Genomic DNA, 24,694 nt, shown 5'->3' with positions numbered 1-24,694 from the left:
ATTCAGCTTTATCATTTTAACCTACAAATTCAGTTATAGAAGGTTCTGTGTTAATTGAAAATACTTTAACACTAAATTATTGCCCCATTTTAGAATTTACTTCTAATAATCTTAAAGGGATTTCATTATTGCATAAATCGGATAAATCATTATTGGTTTTCTCTTACCTCTCTAAATGTAATAGCTCTCTCGTCAGTTGAGATATCTCCATAAAAAACGAGTGAGTCTACTGAGTCACTTTTCCGGAGGAGCATATCTGCAACGGGAATTTCCACAAATTTTCTAAACGCTCTTTTAAGTGATCTAGCTCCATACTTTATGTCATAACCTTTTTCGATTATAAGATTTTTGGCTGCATCACTTAATTGAACACTTCGATTATGAATTTGAAGCTTTTTTCTTAAATGATCAAGCCTTTGATCAATAATTAGTTTTACTGAATGTTCGCCTAACCAATTGAACGTAATGACGTCATCGATACGGTTTATAAATTCTGGTGCAAATTGTTCTTCTAATTTTTCTTGAATGATCTTCTTTGTTTGATCCTCATTAAATGACTTTCCCTCTTGGTCTGACTGGTTGAGGATTTCCTTTGCTCCAATATTACTCGTCATGATAACGATGGAATTTCTAAAATTAAGTTCTGTATTACCTGATGTAATCTTAAGACGACCATTATCAAAAATATTTAATAATGTAAGTATAACGGCTTCATTTGCTTTTTCCACTTCATCAAAAAGAACAATTCCTGGCTTACTAAATGTCCCTTCAATTAAGGATTTATCAAATAGCGTTGTTTCTTCTTTACTACCAACATATCCTGGTGGGGCCCCCGTTAAAGCCGCAGAGTAGTGCTCACTAGCTAATGTGTTCATGTCTATGCGACAAAATTTATCTCGATCTCCATAAATGGCTTCCGCTAAAAGCCTAACAATCTCTGTTTTCCCCACTCCAGTTGGCCCTAAAAATAAACCAATATATAATGGTCTTTCATGATCTGCGATATCTGCTTTAATGAGCTTTAACATGTTTTCTATCGCATTCATCGCCTTATCTTGACCAAAAATACGCTTGTTCATTGTCATCATAATCGTCTCAATATCAAAGGTAAACCGAGAAATCATTTTGTTCTTTACAGCTGCACCTTCTTTATTTTCTTTTTCATAATAGTTGAGTTTATCACTGATAAAAGACAATGATTTTACCCTCCCTACATAAAAGTTTTTCTAAACTAAACTTGGTTTTTCATCAAATCCTTAATCACAAAAATCTTCATTCCCAACACCTTGTGCCTTCAAATTTTTAACTACGTCGATCATTTGTCATCTTAAAAATGTATACTAACATGTAAAAAAGAAAGGGTTAGTATTATCATCGTCATTACTAACCCCCTCTCATCATTTAGTTTTAAACTCTAGATCCTGCTTCTTTTTCCTTCTCTTCATAAGGTATACCTTCAATTGGACACTCAGCTGTTCCGACAGTTGAACGGGTAATTTTTTCAGCATTTTCTTGCGCTTGTTTTGCATCCATAACCCAAGTTCGATAAAAATCAAACGGGCAATCAGCAACTCCCTTTTCACCATCACCTGATTTAATCATGCCAGTATAGCCTCTATGAAGGAGCTTGAACAAATGGTTTTGTGACTGCCAATTTGCACGCGCATCTCTAATTTGTGAAATGGAGAGTTCAGCATATTGAATACCATTTTCTTCAGTACCGCAAGCACCTAAAACCGAACCATCGAAACCAACAATACTTGAATGACCAAAATAAGAATAGACACCGTCAAAACCTGACGCATTTGCAACCGCTACGTAAGAATTATTCATCCATGCCATTGTTTGAGCAACATTAATTTGTTGTTCTTTTGCAGGATACATATAGCCTTGACAACGAACGATTAGTTCTGCCCCTTTCATTGCACAATCACGCCAGATTTCAGGATAGTTTCCATCTTCACAAATAATTAAGCTAATCTTCATTCCTTTAGGGCCTTCTGCTACATGTGTTGTCCCACCTGGATACCAAGGTTCAATCGGATTCCACGGGAAGATTTTACGATATTTTTGAACAATTTCACCTTTATTGTTCATTAAAATTAGTGTGTTATAAGGTGTTTTATTGGGATGATCTTCGTGACGTTCTCCTGTTAGTGAAAAGACTCCCCACACATTTGCTTTACGGCAAGCCTGAGCGAAAATTTCCGTCTCTGGTCCAGGAATCGTTGTTGCCGTATCATACATTTCTTGTTCATCATACATAATACCGTGTGAGCTGTACTCAGGGAAAACAACTAAATCCATCCCTGGTAGACCTTTCTTCATCCCCACCACCATATCGGCAATATTATGGCAGTTCTCAAGAACCTCTTCCTTTGTGTGTAATCTTGGCATCTTATAGTTTACAACCGCTACCCCAACCGTATCATGACTACTAGAAATATCTCCGTGTCTCATAAAAATAACCTCCGTTATCATTGTTTTTTTGATTTCACTTTATATAAATGCAAATTTCGTGCCAAATTTTTTAAAAAGCAAAAACTTTTTTCACTTCCTATTAATGACAACAAAAAAAGCAAATTATCAGTACATCCTTTCGTATTTGACTGACATGCAAATCATCGTTTTATGTTCATAATTGTTCAAATGTGTAATCAAAACCGCTTTTTCAAAAAAGTATGTCAGATTTTATGACACCCTATAAAGTTAGCTTTAATGGATTTAGTTATGATTAAAGAGACAGATCTAAATAGGAGATGGTTAGATTGGATATTAAAATAGGATTGCTATTTTCAACCACTGGAACAATGTCTGTCACTGAGGAAGGGCAATACAAAGCTGCTTTACTAGCTATCAATGAAATTAATGATAGCGGGGGTATTATGGGGAGAAAACTCACACCCGTACATAGAAATATATGTTCAGACCCTCTAATAGCCGCTAAGGAAACCGAATCCTTACTTAATGAAGGCATTAATCTACTTGTTGGTTTATATACATCAGCTAGCAGAAAAAGTGTTTTACCTGTCATTGATAAATATGATTGTCTTTTATTTTATCCAACCCAATACGAGGGAGAAGAACAACATCCTAATATTTTTTATTGCGGTCCTTTACCAAATCAGCTTTTATTGGATTACATACCATGGATTACTCAAAATTTAGGTAAAACCTTTCATTTAATAGGGTCTGATTACATTTATCCACGCGAAATGAATAAACTCATTTATCAATTAACTGAGTCAAATGGAGGTTCCGTTGTTAATGAATCTTACATTCCTCTTGGAGAAACGATGTTTTCAAACGAAATAAAAAAAATTCAACAGAAGAGACCAGATGTCATATTTTCTACCTTAGTTGGTGGGAGTGCTGTTGCATTTTATAAAGAGTACTATAAATCGAATCTACAAGTTCCGATTGCTAGCACTATAACCGCCGAAACAGAAGTTTGCGCTCTTCCAACGAAATATATGGTTGGGCACTATTCTTGTTTTCCGTATTTCAATTCAATAGAAAGCAAAGAAAATAAGGAACTAAAACAAAAATTCAAAGCCAACTATGGAACAGAAATGATTAGTTCCGCAATGGAAAATGCATATAATAGTGTGCATCTAATGGCCAAAGCTTTAAAGATAGCGAACTGTTTAGATGTTCATTTAATTAAGAAAAATATAGCTGGTTTAACGTTTCAAGCTCCTCAAGGAGAAATTATTTTTGATCAATATAATCAACATTTATGGCTACATTCAAGAATTGGTCAGGTTAAGGATAATGGCACATTTCAAATCATCTGGGAATCGAATAAACCACTTAAACCACTACCATTCTCAGTCCAATCAGAAAATCTTGGGTATCTCGATAAGAATTTTGAAGAATCTCTTGCGGAAAATACACAGCTCATCCATGAGTTAAAAAAAGCAACGTCTTTCTTTCCGCATCCGATAATCTTTTTTGATTCATCTGGGATGATGCTTGATATCTTTGATTCTAATTTGAAAGACTTTTTCAAAACAGAACAATTTGAATTTGGACTATTAGTGTGGACAAACAAATTTCTAAAGAACTCCGGTATTACAAAGGCTTTTCTTGAAAAAGAGATTTCTTTTTCAGTTGGTTCTGAACATGAAAATCAATTCCTAAAAGATTGGATTACATTTGGCATACCTATAAAAAATAAAAATAAGTTTTATGGAGTTTTAGGTGTTTTTATCAATAATATGTCTGATTTTAATCTTGAATTTTACTCAACACTTATTCATGCACTCCAGATCGTTACACAAAATTGTATTGATATCATCGACAAAACGAAGGATTCTATATTCTTATATGAATTATTAAATGATATTTCTAATCATTTTGAACAAGCACTCCTCGTAAAAAAAGGAGGAAATCTACTATTTAAAAATAATAAGGCTGAGCAATTAATTAATGCTAAGAATGAATTAATCTTAAACTTGTACCGTGAAAATTTTGATGATATTACCCATTTCAAAAGACAAAGTTATATGAGCGAATCACGAAAAAATTTCAATGTGGAAATTATTCCTGCCCATGATTATCGCTATGTATACATTAAAGAGCTCGAGCAAAATAAACGAAATCTCAAAAAAAACCAACAAAAAAGGTCATTACTTCTCGAAGATATTATTGGAACAAACCCACGGTTTTTAGATGCTGTTTCTCATGCACAAACTGCTTCTAAAAATTCTGCCAATGTTCTTATCTTAGGAGAAAGTGGAACAGGGAAAGAAGTTTTCGCACGAGCTATCCACAATGAAAGTTCTCGGAAAGATAAACCTTTTATTGCAATAAACTGTGCTGCCATTAATGAGAATTTACTTACTTCAGAGCTTTTTGGTTATGTAGAGGGTGCTTTTACTGGTGCAAAAAAAGGGGGAAGTCCAGGAAAATTCGAGCAAGCCAATGAAGGAACTTTATTTTTAGACGAGATCGGGGATACGCACCCAGACCTACAAGCAACACTTTTGCGTGTTCTGCAAGAAAAAGAAATTACAAGGGTAGGAGGACATAAGACAATCCCAATTGATGTCCGTATCATTGCAGCTACGAATAAAAATCTTTCACAAGAAATTGCTTATAAAGGCTCATTTCGCAGTGATTTGTACTATCGCCTTAATGTATTCACGATTGAATTAATCCCTTTGAAAGATAGAAAGGATGACATTCACGAATTAGCTAATCACTTTTTACTAGAATTCGCTACCAAAGAAAGTGGAACCATTAAAATAATATCTAATGAAGCTCTAAATTGCCTTAAAAAACACGATTGGCCCGGTAACATTCGAGAATTACGAAATGTGATAGAAAGAGCTTACTATTTATCAGAATTAGAGGAAGAGATACTCATTGACCACTTGCCACGTTCTATTTATTCTTCCTCAATTCAAGAACATACTACCCTTGTCCAACAGGATAGTATTAAAAGTGTGGAAGATATAAAAAGACTAAATCAAATCGAAGAACGAGAAAAGATCTTAAATACGTTAATAGAGTTTAAAGGTAATATATCGAAGTCCTCTCAACATTTAGGAGTCTCAAGAAATACATTGTATAAAAAGATAAAAGAATACAATTTAAATATCTAGTAAACGCTTTTGAAGGAGTTAAGCGATTTGTATTGCTTAACTCCTTTTGACATATTGGTATTCCTCCAAGGTTTGAAATTTTTAATGGTAAAAGTGCAAGGTTCCATTATTTTTCTGGTCGAATAATGCTCGGTAAATACAAAAAACGTTCCCTTACCTTAAAGGAAACATCGATATTATGAAAAACGGTTACTAATTATCGATGATTACAGCTATTAAAATGTACCACCTTTGATATAGCATTTACCACTGCAATTCATCTGGTAATAAAACATATAAAACCATCATTTTGAGAATTAAAAATGTAATAAAAGATGGATTGACTTTCAATAAGATCAGTCTTCTGCAAATGATGCAGGTTAACTCTTATATTACACAGTAGACTGAAACTACCCAACAAATGTCTTCACTTTTTAAGTGTACTTTACTAACGAAGTAGGTCTTGGACAAAATAACAAAAACCATTCAATATAGGATGGTTTTTATTTTCATCATTATTTTTATTGTAAATGCAACAAAAATAAGTTAAGTTTAACACATATTATTTTTATTGCGTTTGCAATAAAAAATATGTACTAAGGAGCTTCTTATGAAGGAAATTCTTCGTGAAATTGGAATGATAGCAAGAGCATTAGACTCTATAAGTAATATAGAGTTTAAAGAATATGATCTTACAAAAGGGCAGTATTTGTACCTTGTGCGAATATTTGAAAACCCAGGAATTATTCAAGAAAAGCTTGCTGAGATGATAAAAGTAGACCGAACAACAGCAGCTCGAGCTATAAAAAAACTTGAAATTAATGGCTTTATTGAAAAGATAGAAGATCAAGATAACAAAAAAATTAAAAAACTCTTCCCAACAGAGAAAGGGAAAAATGTTTATCCTTTTATAATAAGAGAAAATGATTATTCAAATATGGTCGCATTAGCTGGACTTTCTGAAGAGGAAATAGAAGCCATTTTTAATTCCCTTCAAAAAGTTAGAAAAAATATAGAAATAGACTGGGAATTTGTCAAAAAGGGAAACAAGAGAAAGTATTGATGATTTAAAGGAGTTAGATATTAACATGACTGTAAAAATTAAAAAGTGCAGCCTTGAAGATTTACAAATACTCCAAGAAATAAGTATTGAAACTTTCAACGATACATTTAAAGATCAGAATTCACCTAAAAATATGAAAGCCTATCTGGAAAACGCATTTAACGTAAACCAATTGGAAAAGGAATTGTCAAATTTCTTTTCGGAATTCTTTTTTGCTTATGTTAATAATGAACTCGCTGGATATTTAAAGGTCAGCTCAGTCTGAAGATATGGGTAATGAATCACTTGAAATAGAGAGAATTTATATAAAGAACAAATTTCAAAAACATGGGCTTGGTAAATATCTGCTAAATAAGGCTATTGAAATTGCGATGGAACGTAATAAAATGAAAATCTGGTTAGGCGTATAGGATAAAAATGAAAGTGCAATTGCTTTTTATAAGAAAATGGGGTTTATTCAAACCGGAGCTCACTCTTTTTACATGGGTGAGGAAGAACAGATGGACTTTATTATGACCAAAACACTAATTTAACTTTTTTGAAAGGTGGATTTATATGTATATTCCTTCACATTTTAAAGTCACAGATGAAACAACGGCATACGATATTATCAAAGAACATAGTTTTGCGACGCTTTTTTCTCAACACAATGGAACGCCATTTGCAACTCATTTACCGTTAATTTTGAACAAGGAGAATACATACTTATATGGCCACTTTGCTCGTCCAAATCCTCAGTGGAAGGATATAAAAAATCAAACCGTTCTAGCTATTTTCCATGGTCCTCATTGTTATATCTCCCCATCTTGGTATGAAACGAATAAAGCAGTACCAACATGGAATTACGTGACAGTCCATGTTTATGGAGAAGTCGAACTTTTAGAGGGGGAAAATGAGTTAATGGATTCCTTACACCAAATGGTATTAAAATATGAAGCTCCTGATAGTTCATATAGATTACAAGATGTAGATGCTGAGTTTCTTTCTAGTTTGAACAAAGGAGTACAAGGTTTTAAAATAAAAATCAACAAGGTAGAAGGGACAGCTAAGTTGAGTCAAAATCATTCATTGCAGCGACAAGAGCTAGTTATTAAACAACTAGAACAAATTTCAAATACAGATGAGCAACAGATCTCTTCATTAATGAAGACAAATCTAAAAAAGTAATTGTTTAATGTTATTGCAATCACAAGTGGCTATTTTGGCATGTTGAACGACATCTGAAACTGTATTCCTTGAATGACCAGTGCTAGAACTAATGGTTCTTTGACTGATTCCTTCAGAATACAGTTCCAGAATCTTTCGGCAATTAACCATAAAAAAGTCTCCTGTATAATAGTGTCATGCTTGCTCGCATGCAACATAATTATACAAGAGGCTTTTCTTGATCTATTAATAGTGGCTCTCCACTCTCACTCTGCAAAGGGGTGGCTCTTTACTCCGCATTGACTGGCTCAAAACTCCGCATAAGTGGCTCAATTCAACCGCAATAATCAATTCATAACACTTTCTATTTGAGGTCATAGAAGTTTTTCTACTTTCTGCTAAAAAATTGCATAGACAGACCAACACTGGGTATAAGTAGAGAAAGCATAGAAACAGTTGTAACCGTCAAGTAGTTTTGAACACATTTTGCTCATTAATTTTGAACACTTTTCGCTTGAAATAAAGACTCTCGATACTTAATTCTATGACTGGCTCCATCAAAGTGAACAACTTCAGAGCGATGGAGAAGGCGATCTAAAATCGCCGTTGTTATTCCTTTGTCTCCTATTAATTCGCCCCATTCCTCTGGTCCTTTATTTGATGTAAGAATAATAGAACTTCGTTCATAAAGATGATTAATTAGATGGAAAAAGAGATTAGCTTCATTTTGATCCATGGCCATATACATAAGATCATCAATTATTATCAGATCAGCTTCTCTAATTCTCTTCATTTTTAGTTGGGATTTACGGAGGTACTCCTCACTTTTTAATAGAGGGATTAATTCTCCCATGGACACAAATGACACACGGTGTCCTTTATGAATAGCTTCTAACCCAATCCCAATAGCTATATGGGTTTTGCCAACACCTGGTGGCCCTAAAAATATTAGATTAAAAGATTCATCAAGCCAAGAGAGCTCTTGGAGCTGCCTTAATTGTCTCTTACTAAGTGATGGCAATTCCTTAAGATCAAACTCATCAAGACTTTTTTGATAAGGGAACTTTGCCCACTTCAAGTGTTTTTCGATCATCTTTTCTTCTCGACGATTTTCCTCATAAGAAAGTAATTCCCGAAGAAACTCTTGATAGGTCCATGAGTGTGACTCTGCTTTCCGCAAAAAAGAAGGCAGCTCCTTAGATGTTTCGGACATTCTTAAATGATGCAGTTGTCTTTGTAAACTCTCTACTGAGTATTCCAACTTACACACCTCCTAAAATCTTAAGATAACCATCTAGTTCTCTAACCAATGCTTTTTCTTTGTAGTAAGTGGAGGACATTTCTACAATTGGAATATCAGTTGAGGGTATAATACTCTCTTGATCTTGAATCCTCGCTAAATGTCTAACGACATCATGAAAATCATTGGTACTCCATAAGGTCTGTTTAATACAAATTTCTAAGGCAGATTCAGTAAATGGTTCAAAGTTCTTTACTGCTCTGCTTAAAATCTGTAACTGATCTCGCATGTATCTCGGATATCGCTTTTCAACTTCTTCAAGAAATATTTGAATCTTTTTCTGATCATCAAAAGAAGCTTTTATAGTTTCCATATATGCTTGTATACCTTTTGACTTATCTCTTGAATGATCCGAGTTCTTTATCAGCTGCCCTTTTCTTCTTGAAAGAGGATGGGTAGCTAATAGTTTACCTCCAGGATTCTTTTCGATAATCAGTTCTTCCTTATCAATTCGAATATAAACGGTATTATCTCCCTGTGGTTTATAAGTTCCAAGTGGTAGCGAGTAACGATTCGATTGAAATTTGATAATATTGTCCTTATGGACAGTTCTTGTTATACTTGTTCCATGGTTACTCTCGAAAGAGAGTAGGGAGGAGACTTCTCGTAAGTGTGGCTTTTCCAGGGCAAACACTTCGATAGGTCTCTTTTTTATTGTGTTATGTACTTGATAGTTTCCTTTTCTATCAAGCCAAGCTAAACATTGCTCATTCCAAGTCTCTAGCTGATGATACACTCGATTTTTCGCAAAGTTTCTTTTAATGAATTTCACCACATTTTCAATCTTACCTTTAGTTTCTGGATCTGCTGCTTTACACAAATAAACCGAAAACCCTCTTTGCTGTTTATAAGCTTGAAACTCTTCTGTATATATAATGTCGCCTCCATTTTCACTTACTGTCATAAGCTTATCTTGGTCATATACAATCTCGTCTGTTCTGCCTCCGTAATACTCAAATGCATTCTCATGAGAACGTAACACATCACGAGTAGTAAAAGGCCGATCTTGCCACTCCGCATATTTATAACGTGAGTGAGAAAGTACAAAGGCAATTACATATATTTTTATCCATTTCCCTTCAAATGTCCTAATCTTTAATTCTCCAAAATCTACTTGCATTTGTTTTCCTTTTGGTAATTCTTCTATTGCTTCATAACTTCTAAATGTGACGGTTTTAGGTATATGATACTTCTCCCGCAGTTCCCTAACATATGTACGAACCGTACTATCTCCTATGTCAGTGAACGAACAACGTTCCTCTAACCAATCAGAGATTTGTGAGGCAGATAAATCTGGATGCTCTTTTAGCCAGCCTAAAATTTGATCCTCGAAAGGATCAAGTTTTCTTTTTCTTGTCTTTAAGTCATCCACCCACCTATAAGCTTCCTCAAAATCTTTTTCTAGATATTCATAAACAGTTGTTCTGGATAATTTGCATTTTCTTGCAATAGCTGCAACTTTAAATCCCTGTCGTTTCAATTGATGAACTTCTACAATCACTTCTAATTTCAACACCTTCCCGATCCTCCAGTACATCAGTCATATTCATACTTCTTGATTTTAACTGATTGGAGGTTAATTAGCAGAAAGTGTTCATTTTTATCAAGCAAAAACTGTTCAATTTAGTCTAGCAGTTACAACAGTATTCTGTTTTTCATTTGTAACAACCATGCGTTATTGTTACGTACCGTCAACTTATATCAATGCAGAGGAGGAACAGAACATGCAAAAACGATTCTCGCAAATGTTAATGGCCTTACTTATAGTTGTTTTCGCGGCATGTAGTGTCCCTGAGAATGAGGATGAAATCGTCGAACCAGGTGAATTGATTGAAGAAGGAGAAACAGAACCAATGCGTGATGAGCCAATTGAAGAACCGCATGTCGAGGAAGAATAATAAATCTTTTACAAAAAACATCTATTAGCACACTTATCAAGGTTCGCTCTCTTATTAGGAAAACAAATAAATTGCAAACAAGAGACCTCATTTTAACGGTCTCTTGTTGACCTATAACTAGTAAAACGATTAAACACTCGGTAAAAACATAAACATCAAAAAACGTCCACTCACATTGAGTAAACGTTGATAGATCAATATTCTAACGATCTTAAAATATACCGGTGGTCGGGGTCGATATAGGTCTTAAAGTATTGATATTATAAAGTTTTGAGTGAGTGTTGTGTAATTTTTTCTAATGTGCAATCTAGAAGATATATCTTTCCTGCTGCCTTTGTTCCATACTCCACATGTGCGGAGTGTATGTGGAAAGGCAACACCAGTAATATTTTTGGATCTATTAAAGATTGAATCCCTAATATAGTGGGAACTAAACTGTTTTACTGTTTTGAATTTTTCAACTATACATCTAGTGTTAAAACACTTTAATTATATTATGGGACTCGGTGTATGCGAGTAGTTATAAAAAACTTGGCTAGTAATTGTTTCTTAATGCATTTTAAATTATTTAATAAATTTGGACATAAATAATTAAGCAAATGCTACTTTCTAATACATTGGAAAGTAGCATTTACTCATTACACTCAAATTTACATATCAATAATTTTGTCGAATGCAAAACCCTGTAAAAACCTTGATAGATTTTTGGGATAACCATTAATTCTTTTAGACATTAATAAATAACATGTATTTTTAGCTCTAGTTAAACAAACAAATAGAACCCTTTTTTCTTCCTCAATTCTTTGGGGGTTGTTAAAATTTTTATAAAAAGGTAGGCTACCGTCTTCTACCAATGGAACAATAACAACCTCAAATTCCAATCCTTTCGAACTATGTCTAGTAAGTAGGGCTACTTTATCTCCTTGAATACCAGAAGAGGAAAACTCTTCCTTACTCAAATTAATATTCCTACCTCTTTTTACTGAAACTACAAGTGCTTTAAAACTTTCTATACTTTCTGTATAGCGTACTGATTCTTTTAAGGATTGTTTGAAATTGAAATTTTCGTGCAGATACTTTAACCATTCAAACATGGTTTTAGAATTACTAATTGAATTAGTCAGAACCCTATATAAGATGGTTTTTTCTCTAACAATCTCTTTAGCATTAGATGTACGGACACCTTTAATAGATAGCCATTGCTCAAAAAGATCTTTAAAAAGGACGTCACGTGATTTTAACAACCAACCCATACAATTTTCTAACCAAATGATAAATTCTGTTCTTGCATATTCCTTATTAGATATATAATAAGGAATATTATTTGTATCTAAGTAGTTTATCATTTCATATATCTTATTTTTACTAGGTAATAAGATTGCAATTTCACCGTATGAAACACCGTTCTTTTGAGAGTTAGGAATCAAATTGTTTACTATATGTTTCAATTGATCGTCATGGTTTTGCTCACACCTAATTAAGTTTATTTCAGCGTTCTTCTTACTATTAACTTTAGATATATATTTTTTTGGTGAATTCAACATTTTTGAAGAGGCATCTACAATTTTTTTTTCACTTCGATAGTTGTTTACTAATTCTATTACATCAAATGAGTTTATACTTTTTAGCTCTTCAAAAAAATCTGGCATGGCTCCATTGAAGCCGTAAATAGATTGGTCCGAATCCCCAACTGCAATTATCTTTATTTTTGTATTTTTTGCAAGGCATAATACCATTTCATGTAGTGGTCGACCTAAGTCTTGATATTCGTCGATTAATATATAAGGATAGCGCGCTTCTAAACATTGACGAATATATTTTTGATTTTGAATCATATGAGTAGAAAGTTTCACTATAGAAATAAAGTCTACAAGGTTATTTTTAATTAAGTACTCTTCATATGCCATTGCAACCTTCTTAGCTAAATCATAATTCTCTATTTTAATTTGACTTAGTCCGTCTATTAATAAAGTACGTTCTTTGTCCATTTCCATTAAAGTAACTTGATCAGGAGGAATATCTAATTCCTCTTTAATATCACTTAATATTTTTTCTTTTTTCTCATCTGTTACTATTAAGAATTCTTCACTAATACCGTAATTAAATAATTTCAAGAAAGGTTTTATAATTTGCGATAGACAAAAAGAATGTATGGTACTTATATAAAAGTTATTTTCTGTTGGCTCTAAAATGGTCTGTATTTTTCTTTCTAGATTCCTAGTAGCCTCATTACTAAAAGTAATACATGCAACTTTTCTTGGTGATTTAACTTGCTCTTTTATTAGTTTTGCAAGTTTCATTGAAAGTATAGTTGTTTTACCACTACCCGGACCAGCCTTAATTACTAATGAATTATTATTTTCATAAGCCTCTAATTGTTGTTGATCTTTTGATATTGTTTGAAGAACTTCTTCGAACTTTTTCAATTTTCATCACTCGCAGTACGCTCTACTAAGTCTACTAAACCATCTTTTATATATTTTGGAACTCTTAAACCTTCGTAAGTAGATATTCTCTGTGCAAATCTACCTTTTCCAATTTTATTAGAGCTATCTTCAATTCTTTTTAGGCAATAATAGTAATCACCACTTTTTAGTTTTGCGAGGAAATTTGCCTTTTGAGTATCCCCACCAGTTGTAAGTTCTGAAAAGCTCTCATTAATAATTCTCTCCATCTGAGTATTATTTTCACTTAATATCATTAGATCTACTTCTAATGTATAATCACTAAAGTAATAACCAGCTCTGTTCAACTCTTCTTCCTCAAAATCTTCTGAATCAATTGTAATACCAAGTTCCTTTAATGTATCAATAGCTAATTCTAAACCCAAATACCCGAAATTATCATGTTCCTCTTGTGCCATGACCTGGTATTTTCTATTACCATCCTCATCAACGAAATAATAATCACCGTCAGTAAAAATGACATAAGGAATTTTTAATTCTTTTAATAAAGTTATATAAGGCTTGAAATTAGTAGAATTAATATTACAGCAGACTATCCCATGAAAGTCCAAATTAATTCCACATTCCTTTGCCAGCACAGGAATTAAATATTCTTCTGCTATTCCTTCAACTAAAATGACACCTTTACCAAAGAAAAGTTCACTTCTTTTAACATCTAAATATCTTTGTATATCAGCCAACTCTTTCCCAGAAACAGCTAATTTTGCACTTGATGATACTTCAGTCGAAGATACATTGGAACGCAAATGCACTATAGAATCAACTGGAGATACAGAGACTATGTCTGAAGAATGAGTAGTTAGAACTATTGAATGCTCTTTAGACATTACTTCACGATAAATTGAACGTTGTAGTATAGGATGTAAATGTGCTTCTGGTTCTTCGATTACTAAAATAGTGTGACTCTGATTCATATTATACTCGCTGAAAAATTCATAAAGTTCCTCTGTCACCTCAGTTTCTTCCTTAATTTTATAATATCTTTCTGAAATTTTCTCATAAAAAGCATCAAGCAAATTTAGAGTATCAGCAGTTTTTAATTCATCAAAGTCTGTTACTTTGATTAGAGAAGGTATTGTGCGATCTTCAATTGATAAGAGTACTAATGCGATATATAAAATATTAGTTACACCTAGACTTGTATCAGGAACTGATCGTTGTTTGTTAAGTCCAACCATGAGTTTTAAGGTATTTAATATGCGATTTGGATTTATATCTAAAGTTTCTAAATTTATTTTAGAATATGGTACATGTTCGCCCACAATCTTTATTAAGTTACTATTTAACTTGTCACTTAAATCTTCAATCTCCTCTAGTTCTAAAATAACATTTCCTTTTTCTTTCATTTCTAAAGCAATCTCATTTAATAAGTCCTTGTCGACTTCATATGTTTTTAATAATTTATTGAAGGGGGATTTTTTGGAGTTTTTCAAATCATTATTAGCATCTCTTAAACCATTAATAACTTTAATATTTAAAAGTTTTCGATGGATATGTGTAAAAGGGAGATCACGATTGTCACCTAAAAATATGCTATATCCATATTCTTTATCATTAATTGGCGCAAATTCATAAGTGATTTTTATTGTAGGTGGTTCTTCACACACGCTTCCATCACAAAAAGCTGCTAGTAGAGCAGTGTGTTTCTCGAATCCTTGTATTTCTATTGAAATTTCTATCTTTTGTTTGCTTTCAAAAGGACTGTCAATAGAGTCATTGAAGTCGGATTCTTCCAATTCTCTATCTGAATCCGAAAAATTAGGATCCAATATTAACTGTAGGGCTTTAATAAAGTTAGTTTTCCCTACATTATTTTCACCTATAATAACTTGCTTTGAATTTAATATAACTTCTGTATCTAAAAAATTTCTAAAATTCTTAATTGTTACTTTTGATATATACGGAGCTTGAACTTTTTTCCTCATTTTCATATCACCTCTAACAACAATTTTAACTCTAAAATAGAAAATATTGTATATAAAAGTCTTAAGGTGGCAGATTAAATTTTTACTTATGCTACCTATTTCAGATAAGATATGTATTATACTAATTTCAGAGACAAAAGAATAAAGACCATCCGTATATAACTTTATAGAAGTATCGGATGGTTTATTTATACATCTCTACATAAAGACTTTTAATGGAAGCTATTAACCTTTTTTCAAATTTAAAAGTATTTTCTTTGTAATGACATGAATTAGTAATGGTTAATTTTTGTAGTTTCTTTGCGATGGTTTTAGTAAAGTATTCTACTCTTCAATTGTTCTCACCTTAATACCTAACTGACCCAGCCGATTTAAAGCTTCATTACACACAACTTATCCCTACTTATTCGATCTAAAGACTGTACTACTACAGTATTAATACCCCCTCTTCCACATCATCTATTAACCTTAGAAATTCAGGTCTTTCCAATGGATATTCTAATCCATTGCATTGAATCTCATAAATACCATATATCGAAATTTGACCTTGGCCAAATTCATTATCATTATTTCGGTTATAAAACACTCTACCTTTGTCCAACGATTGAATAATCATCATTAATTTTTCAGTTGGATTTAGGCTTGATAAAATTTTATCGTTTATATTTTTCATTTTCCATTCACTCCTAGTTATTTTTTAATACAAAAACCCCCCAACTTATAAACTAGTAGATTAAGCAATCCACTTAGCTTTAAGTTGGGGGTCTCCCTTGTCGTTTTATTGAGTTATTATTAATATATAACATTATTGACTCCTTTTTAAAGTGTCTCCAACGAAGTCCAAGCATTAACATAAAGGTAAATTAATTTAAATTGGTTCTAATTAACTTTCAAAGAATAAAAGGCAATGTCTACAGTTAATTAATTCTTTAATAAGATTAATAGTTTTTAAACCATCTTACATAATTATTCGCCTTTTCAAAAGCAACTGCAAAACTTACACCTTGAATAATCGTTTTATCTTTGATTGGATAAGCTTTATGTCTCCATGTACCACGCCATACGATATAAGTTCCATTAGCTTCAGCAAAAATATAAACAATATTATTTTTTCCTACCCTCATCTCATAAGCTTCTCTATATGGATATACCAGCCAACCTTTTCTCCTTGCTTCTACTTCTTGCTCCAACAGCTCTAAAATATCTACTTTTGATTCTTTTAACCTATTTCTATGCATGTTTGTAAGCAACCTTGGATCATGGAGCTTGAGCATATCTCCTTCTCTTGTAACTGCACATCCTAACCCTTCAATTTCTTTTAATAATGCTCGAATCATATTAATTCAGAAATCACCTTCTCAGAATCTAGTGAAGAAGTGAACTTAGGTGATGTATTTGCACCATACTCTTTTAAACTCGTCTTACTTTTATTAAAATCACTTTTTTCTACTTCACTAAACTTTTATTATTTTAGGAAGTAAGTATGCGGAGTTCGTCTTGCTCAAATTGTACATTTTTAAATAATATCCTTCTTCTTCCCTATTCCCTTCTACTAAAAGATCTTCAATAGTCTTCTTGGTATCCATTACATTGTATGATTGCTTAATCATCTTCCAAGTTTCTAATAATTGACCATCATTAGCTGCTACTAAGAAAACAGTATTATTGTTAGTTCCCATTATTGAATCTGCCATTACAGATAGGATTTCCCTTTCACTTTCTAGAAGCTCACTTAGATCTTTTATAAAGACTATTTTATATCTATTAACCACTAATTCTTCTATTTTTCTATTCTCTTCCCACTCAGCCTCTTAACCTCCTATCTTTTTCCATATTTCTCTACAGTAGTATGTCTTCCCGTCGCCAGCAGTACCAGTCAAAATTACGGAATATGGATTATCCGATAAAAAGTTATCTACTAACTCATCTAAATATTCGAGATCGATTTAATCGGCGTGACCTTTTTCTTTTTCAATATAGATTGTATTGTTTCGTCGTACATATTATCATTTTGAGGAATAGGGCCGTACTGTCTTAAAAAGTTAATCCAGTTAGATCTAATTGTATTCATCTCTTCAATCCTTTCCCTGTTTTCACGTTACAAATTTTACCTAATTCTATTATACTTGAATATTCTGGTCTATTAAACTACCAGTTATATGGTTCTATAAAAAATGCTTCTATACATTGTTTTTTCATAGGTGAAAAGACTCAATCGTAAAATAAAAGAACTAATGTATTTCACTAGTGTTGAACTAATTTAAAATAACTATTAAAAATACTCTAAATGTTTCAATTTCTTATTTTGTATAAAGAAAAAGTCCTTTATAATGGATAAGTCAGGTGATAATCCGTCTAAATCCACTAATAAAGGACCAAACTCATGGACAAGATTACACGAAAAACTTCATTAGGACAATGGTTTCCACCAATAAATCTTCGATTATTTGAAGAAAGGTGAAAACGTTGAAATTAGATTATTATACAAAGAAACTTACGACAGAGTCATTTCTAAAATTACTGCTTTATGCGCAACTAGAAGAAGTTGAAAGTCTTCATACACTGAGTGATTGTCTTTTCGATAATCAGCTACAAAAAGGGATTGATCTTGATTCAATCAGTATTTTTCAGCTTTCACGCCGATTGAATGGGTTGAATCTGGATATCTTTCAAAGTCTTTTCCATGATTTAGTTGCACAAATTCAGGCAAAGACACATCATAAAACCCATGTGATGCCGCTGAAAATCATTGATCAAGCACCTTGCCACTTAATTTGACGAATCATAAGTGGGCACAATTCCGCAAAACAAAAGCAGGTGTAAAACTACATTTGCGGCTTGTGTTTATGGAAAAATGTATCTCCTATCCTGAAAAGGCAGTTATTATCACAGCCAAAGAACATGATCGTGGTCAACTGGAAGTCATGATTGACGACAAAGAATGCATGTATGTTTTTGATCGTGTCTATTTAGATTATGAGCGCTTTGATCGCATGACAGATGATAGGTTCTTTTTTCTGTCAAGGTTGCGTAAAAACGCAGTCATCCGGAAAATGGAAGATTTTAAACTTCCCGAAGGGTCGAATGTTTTGTCTGATCAAATGGTGTTGATTGGTACGACTCAAAACCGCGCTGAAAATACCTTTCGCCTATTGAGAGTGCTTGATTCAAAAGGGAACGAGCTAGAATTAATCACAAATCGTTTTGATTTAAGCATCGAAGACATTTCAGAGATGTACAAATCACGCTGGGCGATTGAGTTATTTTTCAAGTGGATCAAACAGCCTCTGGGCATCAAAAAATTCTATGTTCAAAGCGAATGGGCGATCCAAAATCAGATGTTTATTGCGCTTATTGTTTTTTGCCTTCATGTTCTCGTTCAAATTGAGACGAGTAGCAAGCGAAAAACCTTATAAATTAGTCGCTATTTACGGGTATCTTTATGGAAATCAGCACACATTTGGCTTCGGAAAATTGAAGGAAAAGCCATTCCCTAAAAGGAAATTGTCGTCGTTGCACTTGTCTAATTGTAAATAAATCACCAAATGGATGAAGCCACCTTTATTTGGGTATTTACTTTTTGGCTCTCGCAAGCGAACATTTATTATCTAAATATTAAAACATTATTTTTGCAACACTAGTGAATGTATTTATATATCTTATACTGAATATAAATTGACTTTAGAAGCTCTACTAGTAGATACTGCTTTTATTTTTTCATTTGTCAAAAAAATAATTGCCAAAATCTCCATAATTAATATAATAGGATTAAATAGATATTTTTTACTAGAACCCAACTAAAAAAAGGCAAACTTACCGAAAGATAAGGACGCAAAATCATAGGCCTTCAGCATAACATTTGCTATGGTTGCCAGATCACCAGTATGTTACAAGCTACCCTACTGTGTGGGTAGCTTTTTTACTGTTGGACAAGCTTACAAAGCGGAAAAATATACTTGAAAGTAGGAGTACGATGGATAAATCCCTAGTCATCTCACAAGTAAAAAGTAAATTATATCAAAGATTAATTAATAACCTCCAGATTGCATCTATACAAAAACAGAAAGTGGAAAATTTACAATTAAGCACAGGACTTGAGGAGCATTTGTGCCAAAACCTATTACAAGAAACGGGCTGGGAGATTGACAAAGCGGAAAGTTATCTTGTCAATTATATTGGAGGTATGACGGGTACAATTTTATCAAAAGAAGCAATTGCAACCAGTATAAAAAATTCTGGATTGTATGAACAACTCGCTACTAATTTAAGTAATTTGAATACAATGCGAGGCGGTACAAAAGGCTTTAGAGGATTTGTGTTTGAGGAACTGCATGCAACAAATGCAACTATTCATGGTCAGGCAACATCTGTTCTCAATAATAATGGTATTGCTGATTTTGCAATACTAAATCCAGATGGTACTTTAACCCTTGCCCAAGCTAAAATGGGGTATGGCACGGGGCAGGTAGATTTTACTTTGTATAAGAACCAGACTTTAGTCGTAGACAAAGGCAATACCTACCTCATACAAAAAGCTAGAGAAGCAGGGGTTCAAGTGATAGAATCCAAAGTCAGCGCTAAGGATGCTACTAAACTTGCAAAGCAAATGCAATTAGAGACAAAATTCACCGGACGGCCAAAATCTGTTATTGTGCCAAAAGCTCACGCGGCAGTGAATGTTGCAAAGGAAGCACATCTTGCTGGGATACAATCAGCGGGATCTGCAGCCAAATTGGGCGGAGGTTTCAGCTTAGGTTCAAATGTAGTAGATATTATTAGCGGTGACAAATCCATCAAGGAAGGTGCAAAAGCTGTTGCAAAAGATACGGCGGTGTCAACCGGTGTTGGGTATGGTACAGGAATACTAGCAACAACTGCCGGGAAAACAGCGGTAGTTGCAAAAGTGGCTGGTGTAGTAGGTACCAAAGTGGCTGGTGCTTCTTCTGCTGTAGCAGGAACATCTGTCGGTGGTGCAGCAATTGCGGCGGGCAGCGGTGTCATTGGAGCGATAGGTGGAGTAGGAACGTCTGTTGCAACATCAACGGTAGCTGCAACGACAGCTGTTGGCGGGACCGTAGCAACGGTAGGAACGGCAGTGACTTCCGCCGTAGCTGGTACTGCTGTCGGAAGTGCGATTGCTGCAACAGGTACTGCTGTAGCGGGAACCGCAGTCGGCGGTGCCGCAATTGCCGCTGGTACAGCAGCAACCGGCGCGGCAGCAGCAACCGGCGCGGCAGCAGCAGCAGGTACTGCTGTAGCCGCTGCTGCTGTAGCCGCTGCACCAGTTGTAGCTGTAGGTGTAGCCGCTGGCGCTATTTTTAAAGTAGGCAAGAAATTATTCGGAAGATAGGTAATTCATAACTTATCAATTCAGCTAAGAGTTTTCTAAGATGATTATAAGTTTTCTATATATTTACTAAATCAATTTACAAATCAGAAAAGAGCATTGTGGGATAAACCTCAATGCTCTTTTTGAACTTGATATAAAGGAGAATCTTGCCTTAACCTTCCCCGGTTTATTAGGCATAATGACATACGCAAGGTACATCATTTTCTTCGACAAGTTTTTTAGCTATTTCTGAATCTCTATCTAGTTCTTTTCTATAATTCTCCAACGTAAATGGCTTTCCATTTTTTTTAAGGATAGTAACCTCACCCAATTGTTCTCTTAATCTATTTTCCATTTCTTCTTGTTCAATATACTGTGACCGTCAAGTAGAATGACACAATTTTTGCTGATTAATTTGAAACACTTTGTTCCCCAAATATGGTTTTTCGATTTTTCATTCTCCAACTATCTTCATTTAAGTGAATAATCTCTACTCGATGTAAGATCCTGTCTAATATGGCTGTAGTGATGGCTTGGTCGCCCAATAGCTCACCCCATTCTTTAGGTCCTTTATTTGACGTAAGTATTATTGAGGTTTGATTATAAAGATTATTGATGAGATGGAAGAACATATTAGCTTCCTGCTTATCCATTGCCATAAACATCAAATCATCAATGATGACTAAATCAGCTTCCCTGATTTTCTTCATTCTTACTTTGGATTTTCTCGTTATTTCTTCTGTTTTTAATGCCTGAATCAAATCCCCCATTGTCGTAAATATCACTTTATATCCCTGATTCAGAGCCTCAATGCCCAGACCTATTGAAAGATGCGTCTTACCGACACCTGGCGGTCCAAGAAAAATGATGTTATATAGCTGCTCAATCCAAGTTAAATCTTTTAACTGATTTAACTTCTTGCTGCTTAAGGACTTTTGCTCATTCACGTCATACTCATCAACAGTACTATGAAAGGGGAACGTAGCCCACTTGAATCGCCTTTCCAATTGCTTTTCATCTCTTCGCTTTTGTTCATAGACTGCTACATCTAGTAGAAACTGAGTAAAGGACAGGTCCTTTTTCTCAGCTTCTCTAATTAACTCTGGCAATCGATCAGCTGTTTCGGCTAATCGAAGGGACCTCAATATACTTTGGATCTCCTGAAGCTGGCTCAACTTTGATCGCCTTCTTCCAATAAGACAGTATAGGAATTTATACTTCTTTTTTGCGCTTCTGTTTCCATAACCCAACCGGATATATTGTTTAATGGTGAGCTAGTCTCAGCACTGTCGTTCCTCGTATCATCAACCTGGCGTTGTCGCTTGAGGTATAGAATGATATCGCTGAAATCTGTTGCACTGTATAAATTTCTCTTCTTACATTCCAAAAGCGCCGCTGTTAGAAGTTGCTCGTCGCTTTGTTTTGTTTCCCTAAGTATTATTTGTAATTGATCACGAATATAGCGTGGATACTTCTCTCGAAGTTTATCCAGGAAATCATAAGCAGCTTCTGTTTCTTCGAATCGAGTTGCTACAGTATCAATGAATGCATCGATTCCTTTTGACCGATCTCTTGTATGTTTTCTATCTTTAATTAATTGGCCTTTCCCATCTGGAATCTGATGATTAGCCAGATATTCTCCTGTCTCGGACACATAGATCAAGAGGTGTCGATCCTCTGTTTCTTTTACTGAAACAGTTTCATACTTATGGAATGTTCCAAGTGGAAGAGAGTACCTATTTGATAAATACCGTATGGTATTGTCCTTATGGACACTTCTTGTTATACTATTTTCATGTTTGTTTAGGAAATTGATATTTCCCATGACTGGTTTTAAGTGTTGCTTTTCCAAGGAGAACACTTCGACCGGTCTTTTTTTTGTTGTGTTGTGAATCTTGTGATTGCCAGTTCGATTTAACCATTCCAACCTTGTTCATTCCATGACTCAATAGTATGAAACACTCTGTGCTTCGCGAAATTGTACTTAATAAATCCTACTACATTCTCGATTTTCCCTTTGCTTTCTGGATCAGCTTTCCGACAAACCCGAAGGTTTAACTTTCTAGTCTGTTTATATTGCTGAAACTCTTTCGTTAGGATGAGATCTCCACCGTTCTCGTTCACTACAATTAAGCTATCCTGGTCATAAACGAGTTCCCTAGGAATTCCAGAGAGATTACAGGTGTTGAGTTCATGGAACTACTAAATCTCAAAAAAAATTCCTTTTATAAAATCATTAAAGAATACAAAGAAAAGCACTTACAAAAAATATAGTAAGTGCTCTTCTCTTCATTTAATTACTCATATGACTCTAGCAGCTCTTCAAGCTCTATTACTGCTCTCTGTGCTTCTATGTAATAATCATTACTCTTAGCTACCAATTCTTGAACTTTCCTTCTAAACCTATCTATTTCGCTTGGTTTAATACTTTCTTTATCAAATATTTTTTTTGCGTATTTCGCTAAGTCCTCTCTTTGGTGATAAGCATGTGACAAGTTATTAATATATCCTATAACTAATTCTCTTTCTTCTTCTATGAAAACATCATTAGGAAATTTTAATGTTTCTGAACGATGATACCTAGATACTGCTTCCAAGTCTTTCATATTCTCATATGCTTCGTAATTAGATAAGTTTCCATTTGCAGTTGGTACCCAAAAATCATCCCAAATACGTTCATACTGATAATTAGATGCTTCTACAAAACCTTTAAATTCTTCATCGAAAAGTACCTTAGCTTCTTTTCTACGTTCCATCTCTATTAATTTATCTTCTTCTGCCTTTTTTTGTGCTTCTTCCTCTTTGGCTTTATTTCTAGCTTCCTCTTCTTTCTTTTTAGCTGCCTCTTCTTCTTCTTTCTTTTTAGCTTCTTCTTTCTCTGTATCTACAATTTGATTAGAAGCTACTACAGCATCTACTTTTTCTTCATTTACTTCTTCTCCAGCAGATGTTAAATAAGAGTGTAGTTTAGGTTGTGAATAATCTGACACCCCAAAAATAACTATAGATGCAATTAATAAATATAGGTAATGTGAAACGCCACTTTCTTTTCCAGCTTTTCTATTTTTAACAAAACTTACAATAGCCATAACAATGAAAACAAAAATCCCTATTAGAGAAATCCATTTCAAAAGCACTAATAATAGATTTAATAACCATAACGCTGCCGCAATTACTAGCAAGACTATTATCACTAGCAAAAATATTCCAATAATATAATGCACTTTATCCCCCCTAGTAAAATATATACATAAAAATATTACCATATTATTGAGATTTTTTGTAAAAAATCTACATAATTCTATCTTTTAATTATTGATTCGACTGGAGAGTATTTGCGGTGCATATTTTGTAAGTCAGTACCTCATAAAGAAACATAGTGACGACACATTTCTAAAGAAGAATGACCTAAGAGTTGTTGTAAGGAAAATATATCCCCGCCCTGCAAAATGTACATTTTCGCACAAGTATGACGGAATGTATGAGGACTAACTCTCTTATTAACTCTTGCCATTTCACCATACTTTTTCAACCTATCTTGAATAGTTTTATGGGTAAGGGGTTTATCATCGTGAGCAATCCATAAATAGTCATGATGAACACTTCCTCTAACTTTTAGGTACCTTTTTAACTGCTCTTTAGTGGTAGCTTGAAACATTACGTCCCTTTCCTTACTCCCTTTACCTAACACAGTAACTTTTCCACTATCCAAGAATAGATCAGTTGTTTTCATATTCACTAACTCAGAGAGTCGAACTCCAGTATCTAAAAAACTAGCATAATAGTATAATCCCTAAAGCCTACAAATTCTTTTTTATTAGGTTGCGCTAAAAGCTCCTTTACTTCATCATCTGTAAAAGGTTTTATTTGCTCTTTCTTTCCTTTCTGTTTTTGGAGGGAACGAGCGGGGTCAATAGATATGACTGATTCATTATGTAAAAACGCATAGAACTGCTTCATGCTCCTAATACGGTGGTTTA

The 24,694-nt window shown here is 33.9% G+C and carries 20 protein-coding genes, 3 pseudogenes and 1 riboswitch; of the genes and pseudogenes, 8 read left to right on the top strand and 15 right to left on the bottom strand.

Features of this window, described 5'->3' with window-relative positions:
- Window positions 1-149: 149 nt before the first annotated feature.
- Window positions 150-1,196 carry an AAA family ATPase gene (locus tag IQ10_RS09745; RefSeq protein WP_144450304.1) on the bottom strand — a complete coding sequence of 349 codons (1,047 nt, stop codon included), beginning with the start codon at window positions 1,194-1,196 and terminating at the stop codon, window positions 150-152.
- A gap of 211 nt (window positions 1,197-1,407) precedes the next feature.
- Window positions 1,408-2,460 (bottom strand): aliphatic amidase, encoded by a 1,053-nt coding sequence (locus tag IQ10_RS09740; protein WP_144450303.1) that lies wholly within the window; start codon window positions 2,458-2,460, stop codon window positions 1,408-1,410.
- Between the two features lie 308 nt (window positions 2,461-2,768).
- On the opposite strand from IQ10_RS09740, the gene IQ10_RS09735 reads away from it, so the two are divergent.
- The 4 genes and pseudogenes from IQ10_RS09735 to IQ10_RS09720 all read left to right on the top strand — a co-directional run bounded on the left by IQ10_RS09735 (window position 2,769) and on the right by IQ10_RS09720 (window position 7,818).
- The gene (locus IQ10_RS09735) at window positions 2,769-5,609 is read left to right on the top strand and encodes a transporter substrate-binding protein (RefSeq protein WP_158640025.1); all 2,841 of its coding nucleotides are present in this window, start codon (window positions 2,769-2,771) and stop codon (window positions 5,607-5,609) included.
- Window positions 5,610-6,198: 589 nt separating this feature from the next.
- Window positions 6,199-6,651, top strand: coding sequence for a MarR family winged helix-turn-helix transcriptional regulator (locus IQ10_RS09730; RefSeq protein WP_144450301.1), 453 nt, complete (start codon window positions 6,199-6,201; stop codon window positions 6,649-6,651).
- 25 nt (window positions 6,652-6,676) lie between these two features.
- Window positions 6,677-7,184 (top strand): annotated as a pseudogene (gene paiA, locus IQ10_RS09725) (spermidine/spermine N(1)-acetyltransferase).
- A 22-nt stretch (window positions 7,185-7,206) separates the two neighbouring features.
- Window positions 7,207-7,818 carry an FMN-binding negative transcriptional regulator gene (locus tag IQ10_RS09720; protein WP_144450300.1) on the top strand — a complete coding sequence of 204 codons (612 nt, stop codon included), beginning with the start codon at window positions 7,207-7,209 and terminating at the stop codon, window positions 7,816-7,818.
- A gap of 472 nt (window positions 7,819-8,290) precedes the next feature.
- On the opposite strand, the gene istB (IQ10_RS09715) is transcribed toward IQ10_RS09720, so the two are convergent.
- Both istB (IQ10_RS09715) and istA read right to left on the bottom strand, forming a co-directional pair.
- Entirely contained in the window at window positions 8,291-9,058 is a 768-nt protein-coding gene (gene istB, locus IQ10_RS09715) for an IS21-like element helper ATPase IstB (RefSeq protein ID WP_144450299.1), read from the bottom strand.
- Between the two features lies 1 nt (window position 9,059).
- A complete protein-coding gene (istA, locus tag IQ10_RS09710) occupies window positions 9,060-10,634 on the bottom strand; it encodes an IS21 family transposase (RefSeq protein ID WP_437177679.1) in 1,575 nt (524 codons plus the stop codon).
- Window positions 10,635-10,821: 187 nt separating this feature from the next.
- Between istA and IQ10_RS18025 the strand changes: the two genes are divergently transcribed.
- The gene (locus IQ10_RS18025; protein WP_158640024.1) at window positions 10,822-10,995 is read left to right on the top strand and encodes a hypothetical protein; all 174 of its coding nucleotides are present in this window, start codon (window positions 10,822-10,824) and stop codon (window positions 10,993-10,995) included.
- 650 nt (window positions 10,996-11,645) lie between these two features.
- On the opposite strand, the gene IQ10_RS09705 is transcribed toward IQ10_RS18025, so the two are convergent.
- The 5 genes from IQ10_RS09705 to IQ10_RS09685 form a co-directional block, all read right to left on the bottom strand.
- On the bottom strand, window positions 11,646-13,421 hold the full coding sequence (locus tag IQ10_RS09705) for an ATP-dependent helicase (RefSeq protein ID WP_144450297.1): 1,776 nt from the start codon (window positions 13,419-13,421) through the stop codon (window positions 11,646-11,648).
- Window positions 13,418-15,385, bottom strand: coding sequence for an ATP-dependent nuclease (locus tag IQ10_RS09700; RefSeq protein ID WP_144450296.1), 1,968 nt, complete (start codon window positions 15,383-15,385; stop codon window positions 13,418-13,420). Before IQ10_RS09700 ends, IQ10_RS09705 begins: the two co-directional genes overlap by 4 nt.
- Window positions 15,386-15,812: 427 nt before the next feature.
- Window positions 15,813-16,058, bottom strand: a complete 246-nt coding sequence (locus IQ10_RS09695; RefSeq protein WP_144450295.1) for a hypothetical protein — start codon at window positions 16,056-16,058, stop codon at window positions 15,813-15,815.
- A 265-nt stretch (window positions 16,059-16,323) separates the two neighbouring features.
- Window positions 16,324-16,722 carry a hypothetical protein gene (locus IQ10_RS09690; RefSeq protein ID WP_144450294.1) on the bottom strand — a complete coding sequence of 133 codons (399 nt, stop codon included), beginning with the start codon at window positions 16,720-16,722 and terminating at the stop codon, window positions 16,324-16,326.
- A 117-nt stretch (window positions 16,723-16,839) separates the two neighbouring features.
- Window positions 16,840-17,079 carry a hypothetical protein gene (locus tag IQ10_RS09685; RefSeq protein ID WP_144450293.1) on the bottom strand — a complete coding sequence of 80 codons (240 nt, stop codon included), beginning with the start codon at window positions 17,077-17,079 and terminating at the stop codon, window positions 16,840-16,842.
- 689 nt (window positions 17,080-17,768) lie between these two features.
- Here IQ10_RS09685 and IQ10_RS09680 point away from each other — a divergent pair.
- Window positions 17,769-18,882 (top strand): annotated as a pseudogene (locus IQ10_RS09680) (IS4 family transposase).
- A gap of 299 nt (window positions 18,883-19,181) precedes the next feature.
- Window positions 19,182-19,269: riboswitch (cyclic di-GMP riboswitch) on the top strand.
- Between the two features lie 89 nt (window positions 19,270-19,358).
- Window positions 19,359-20,735 carry a hypothetical protein gene (locus tag IQ10_RS09675; RefSeq protein WP_144450292.1) on the top strand — a complete coding sequence of 459 codons (1,377 nt, stop codon included), beginning with the start codon at window positions 19,359-19,361 and terminating at the stop codon, window positions 20,733-20,735.
- Window positions 20,736-21,124: 389 nt separating this feature from the next.
- Here IQ10_RS09675 and istB (IQ10_RS09665) read toward each other — a convergent pair whose 3' ends face one another.
- From istB (IQ10_RS09665) to IQ10_RS18395, 3 genes are read right to left on the bottom strand one after another with little or no spacing between them, the layout of a single operon-like run.
- Complete coding sequence (istB, locus tag IQ10_RS09665; protein WP_144450291.1) at window positions 21,125-21,889, bottom strand: IS21-like element helper ATPase IstB; 765 nt, start codon at window positions 21,887-21,889, stop codon at window positions 21,125-21,127.
- Entirely contained in the window at window positions 21,886-22,641 is a 756-nt protein-coding gene (locus IQ10_RS09660) for a hypothetical protein (protein WP_242009804.1), read from the bottom strand. Before IQ10_RS09660 ends, istB (IQ10_RS09665) begins: the two co-directional genes overlap by 4 nt.
- Complete coding sequence (locus tag IQ10_RS18395) at window positions 22,629-22,838, bottom strand: hypothetical protein (RefSeq protein ID WP_242009803.1); 210 nt, start codon at window positions 22,836-22,838, stop codon at window positions 22,629-22,631. Before IQ10_RS18395 ends, IQ10_RS09660 begins: the two co-directional genes overlap by 13 nt.
- A 39-nt stretch (window positions 22,839-22,877) precedes the next feature.
- Between IQ10_RS18395 and IQ10_RS18895 the strand changes: the two are divergent.
- Window positions 22,878-22,988 (top strand): annotated as a pseudogene (locus tag IQ10_RS18895) (recombinase family protein); the annotation flags it as partial.
- A 23-nt stretch (window positions 22,989-23,011) separates the two neighbouring features.
- Here IQ10_RS18895 and IQ10_RS09655 read toward each other — a convergent pair.
- The 3 genes from IQ10_RS09655 to IQ10_RS09645 form a co-directional block, all read right to left on the bottom strand.
- Entirely contained in the window at window positions 23,012-23,938 is a 927-nt protein-coding gene (locus IQ10_RS09655) for a hypothetical protein (RefSeq protein WP_144450290.1), read from the bottom strand.
- Window positions 23,939-24,078: 140 nt separating this feature from the next.
- Window positions 24,079-24,447, bottom strand: coding sequence for a tyrosine-type recombinase/integrase (locus tag IQ10_RS09650; RefSeq protein WP_144450289.1), 369 nt, complete (start codon window positions 24,445-24,447; stop codon window positions 24,079-24,081).
- A gap of 32 nt (window positions 24,448-24,479) precedes the next feature.
- Complete coding sequence (locus tag IQ10_RS09645) at window positions 24,480-24,674, bottom strand: site-specific integrase (protein ID WP_144450288.1); 195 nt, start codon at window positions 24,672-24,674, stop codon at window positions 24,480-24,482.
- Window positions 24,675-24,694: the final 20 nt, after the last annotated feature.

It is taken from the genome of Halalkalibacter nanhaiisediminis, assembly GCF_007830185.1.
Classification (GTDB): Bacteria; Bacillota; Bacilli; order Bacillales; family Bacillaceae_D; genus Halalkalibacter; species Halalkalibacter nanhaiisediminis.
The sequence above is the reverse complement of the archived record's forward strand: the minus strand, read 5'-3'. Positions and strand labels throughout refer to the sequence as shown.

Bases quoted from the DNA above. Each gene is read 5' to 3' on its own strand.
- IQ10_RS09740 (WP_144450303.1), bottom strand. From the start codon at position 2,460: ATGAGACACGGAGATATTTCTAGTAGTCATGATACGGTTGGGGTAGCG.
- IQ10_RS09730 (WP_144450301.1), top strand. From the start codon at position 6,199: ATGAAGGAAATTCTTCGTGAAATTGGAATGATAGCAAGAGCATTAGAC.
- IQ10_RS09720 (WP_144450300.1), top strand. From the start codon at position 7,207: ATGTATATTCCTTCACATTTTAAAGTCACAGATGAAACAACGGCATAC.
- istA (WP_437177679.1), bottom strand. From the start codon at position 10,634: ATGTACTGGAGGATCGGGAAGGTGTTGAAATTAGAAGTGATTGTAGAA.
- IQ10_RS18025 (WP_158640024.1), top strand. From the start codon at position 10,822: ATGCAAAAACGATTCTCGCAAATGTTAATGGCCTTACTTATAGTTGTT.
- IQ10_RS09700 (WP_144450296.1), bottom strand. From the start codon at position 15,385: ATGAGGAAAAAAGTTCAAGCTCCGTATATATCAAAAGTAACAATTAAG.
- IQ10_RS09695 (WP_144450295.1), bottom strand. From the start codon at position 16,058: ATGAAAAATATAAACGATAAAATTTTATCAAGCCTAAATCCAACTGAA.
- IQ10_RS09690 (WP_144450294.1), bottom strand. From the start codon at position 16,722: ATGATTCGAGCATTATTAAAAGAAATTGAAGGGTTAGGATGTGCAGTT.
- IQ10_RS09685 (WP_144450293.1), bottom strand. From the start codon at position 17,079: ATGGCAGATTCAATAATGGGAACTAACAATAATACTGTTTTCTTAGTA.
- IQ10_RS09675 (WP_144450292.1), top strand. From the start codon at position 19,359: ATGGATAAATCCCTAGTCATCTCACAAGTAAAAAGTAAATTATATCAA.
- IQ10_RS09650 (WP_144450289.1), bottom strand. From the start codon at position 24,447: ATGAAAACAACTGATCTATTCTTGGATAGTGGAAAAGTTACTGTGTTA.
- IQ10_RS09645 (WP_144450288.1), bottom strand. From the start codon at position 24,674: ATGAAGCAGTTCTATGCGTTTTTACATAATGAATCAGTCATATCTATT.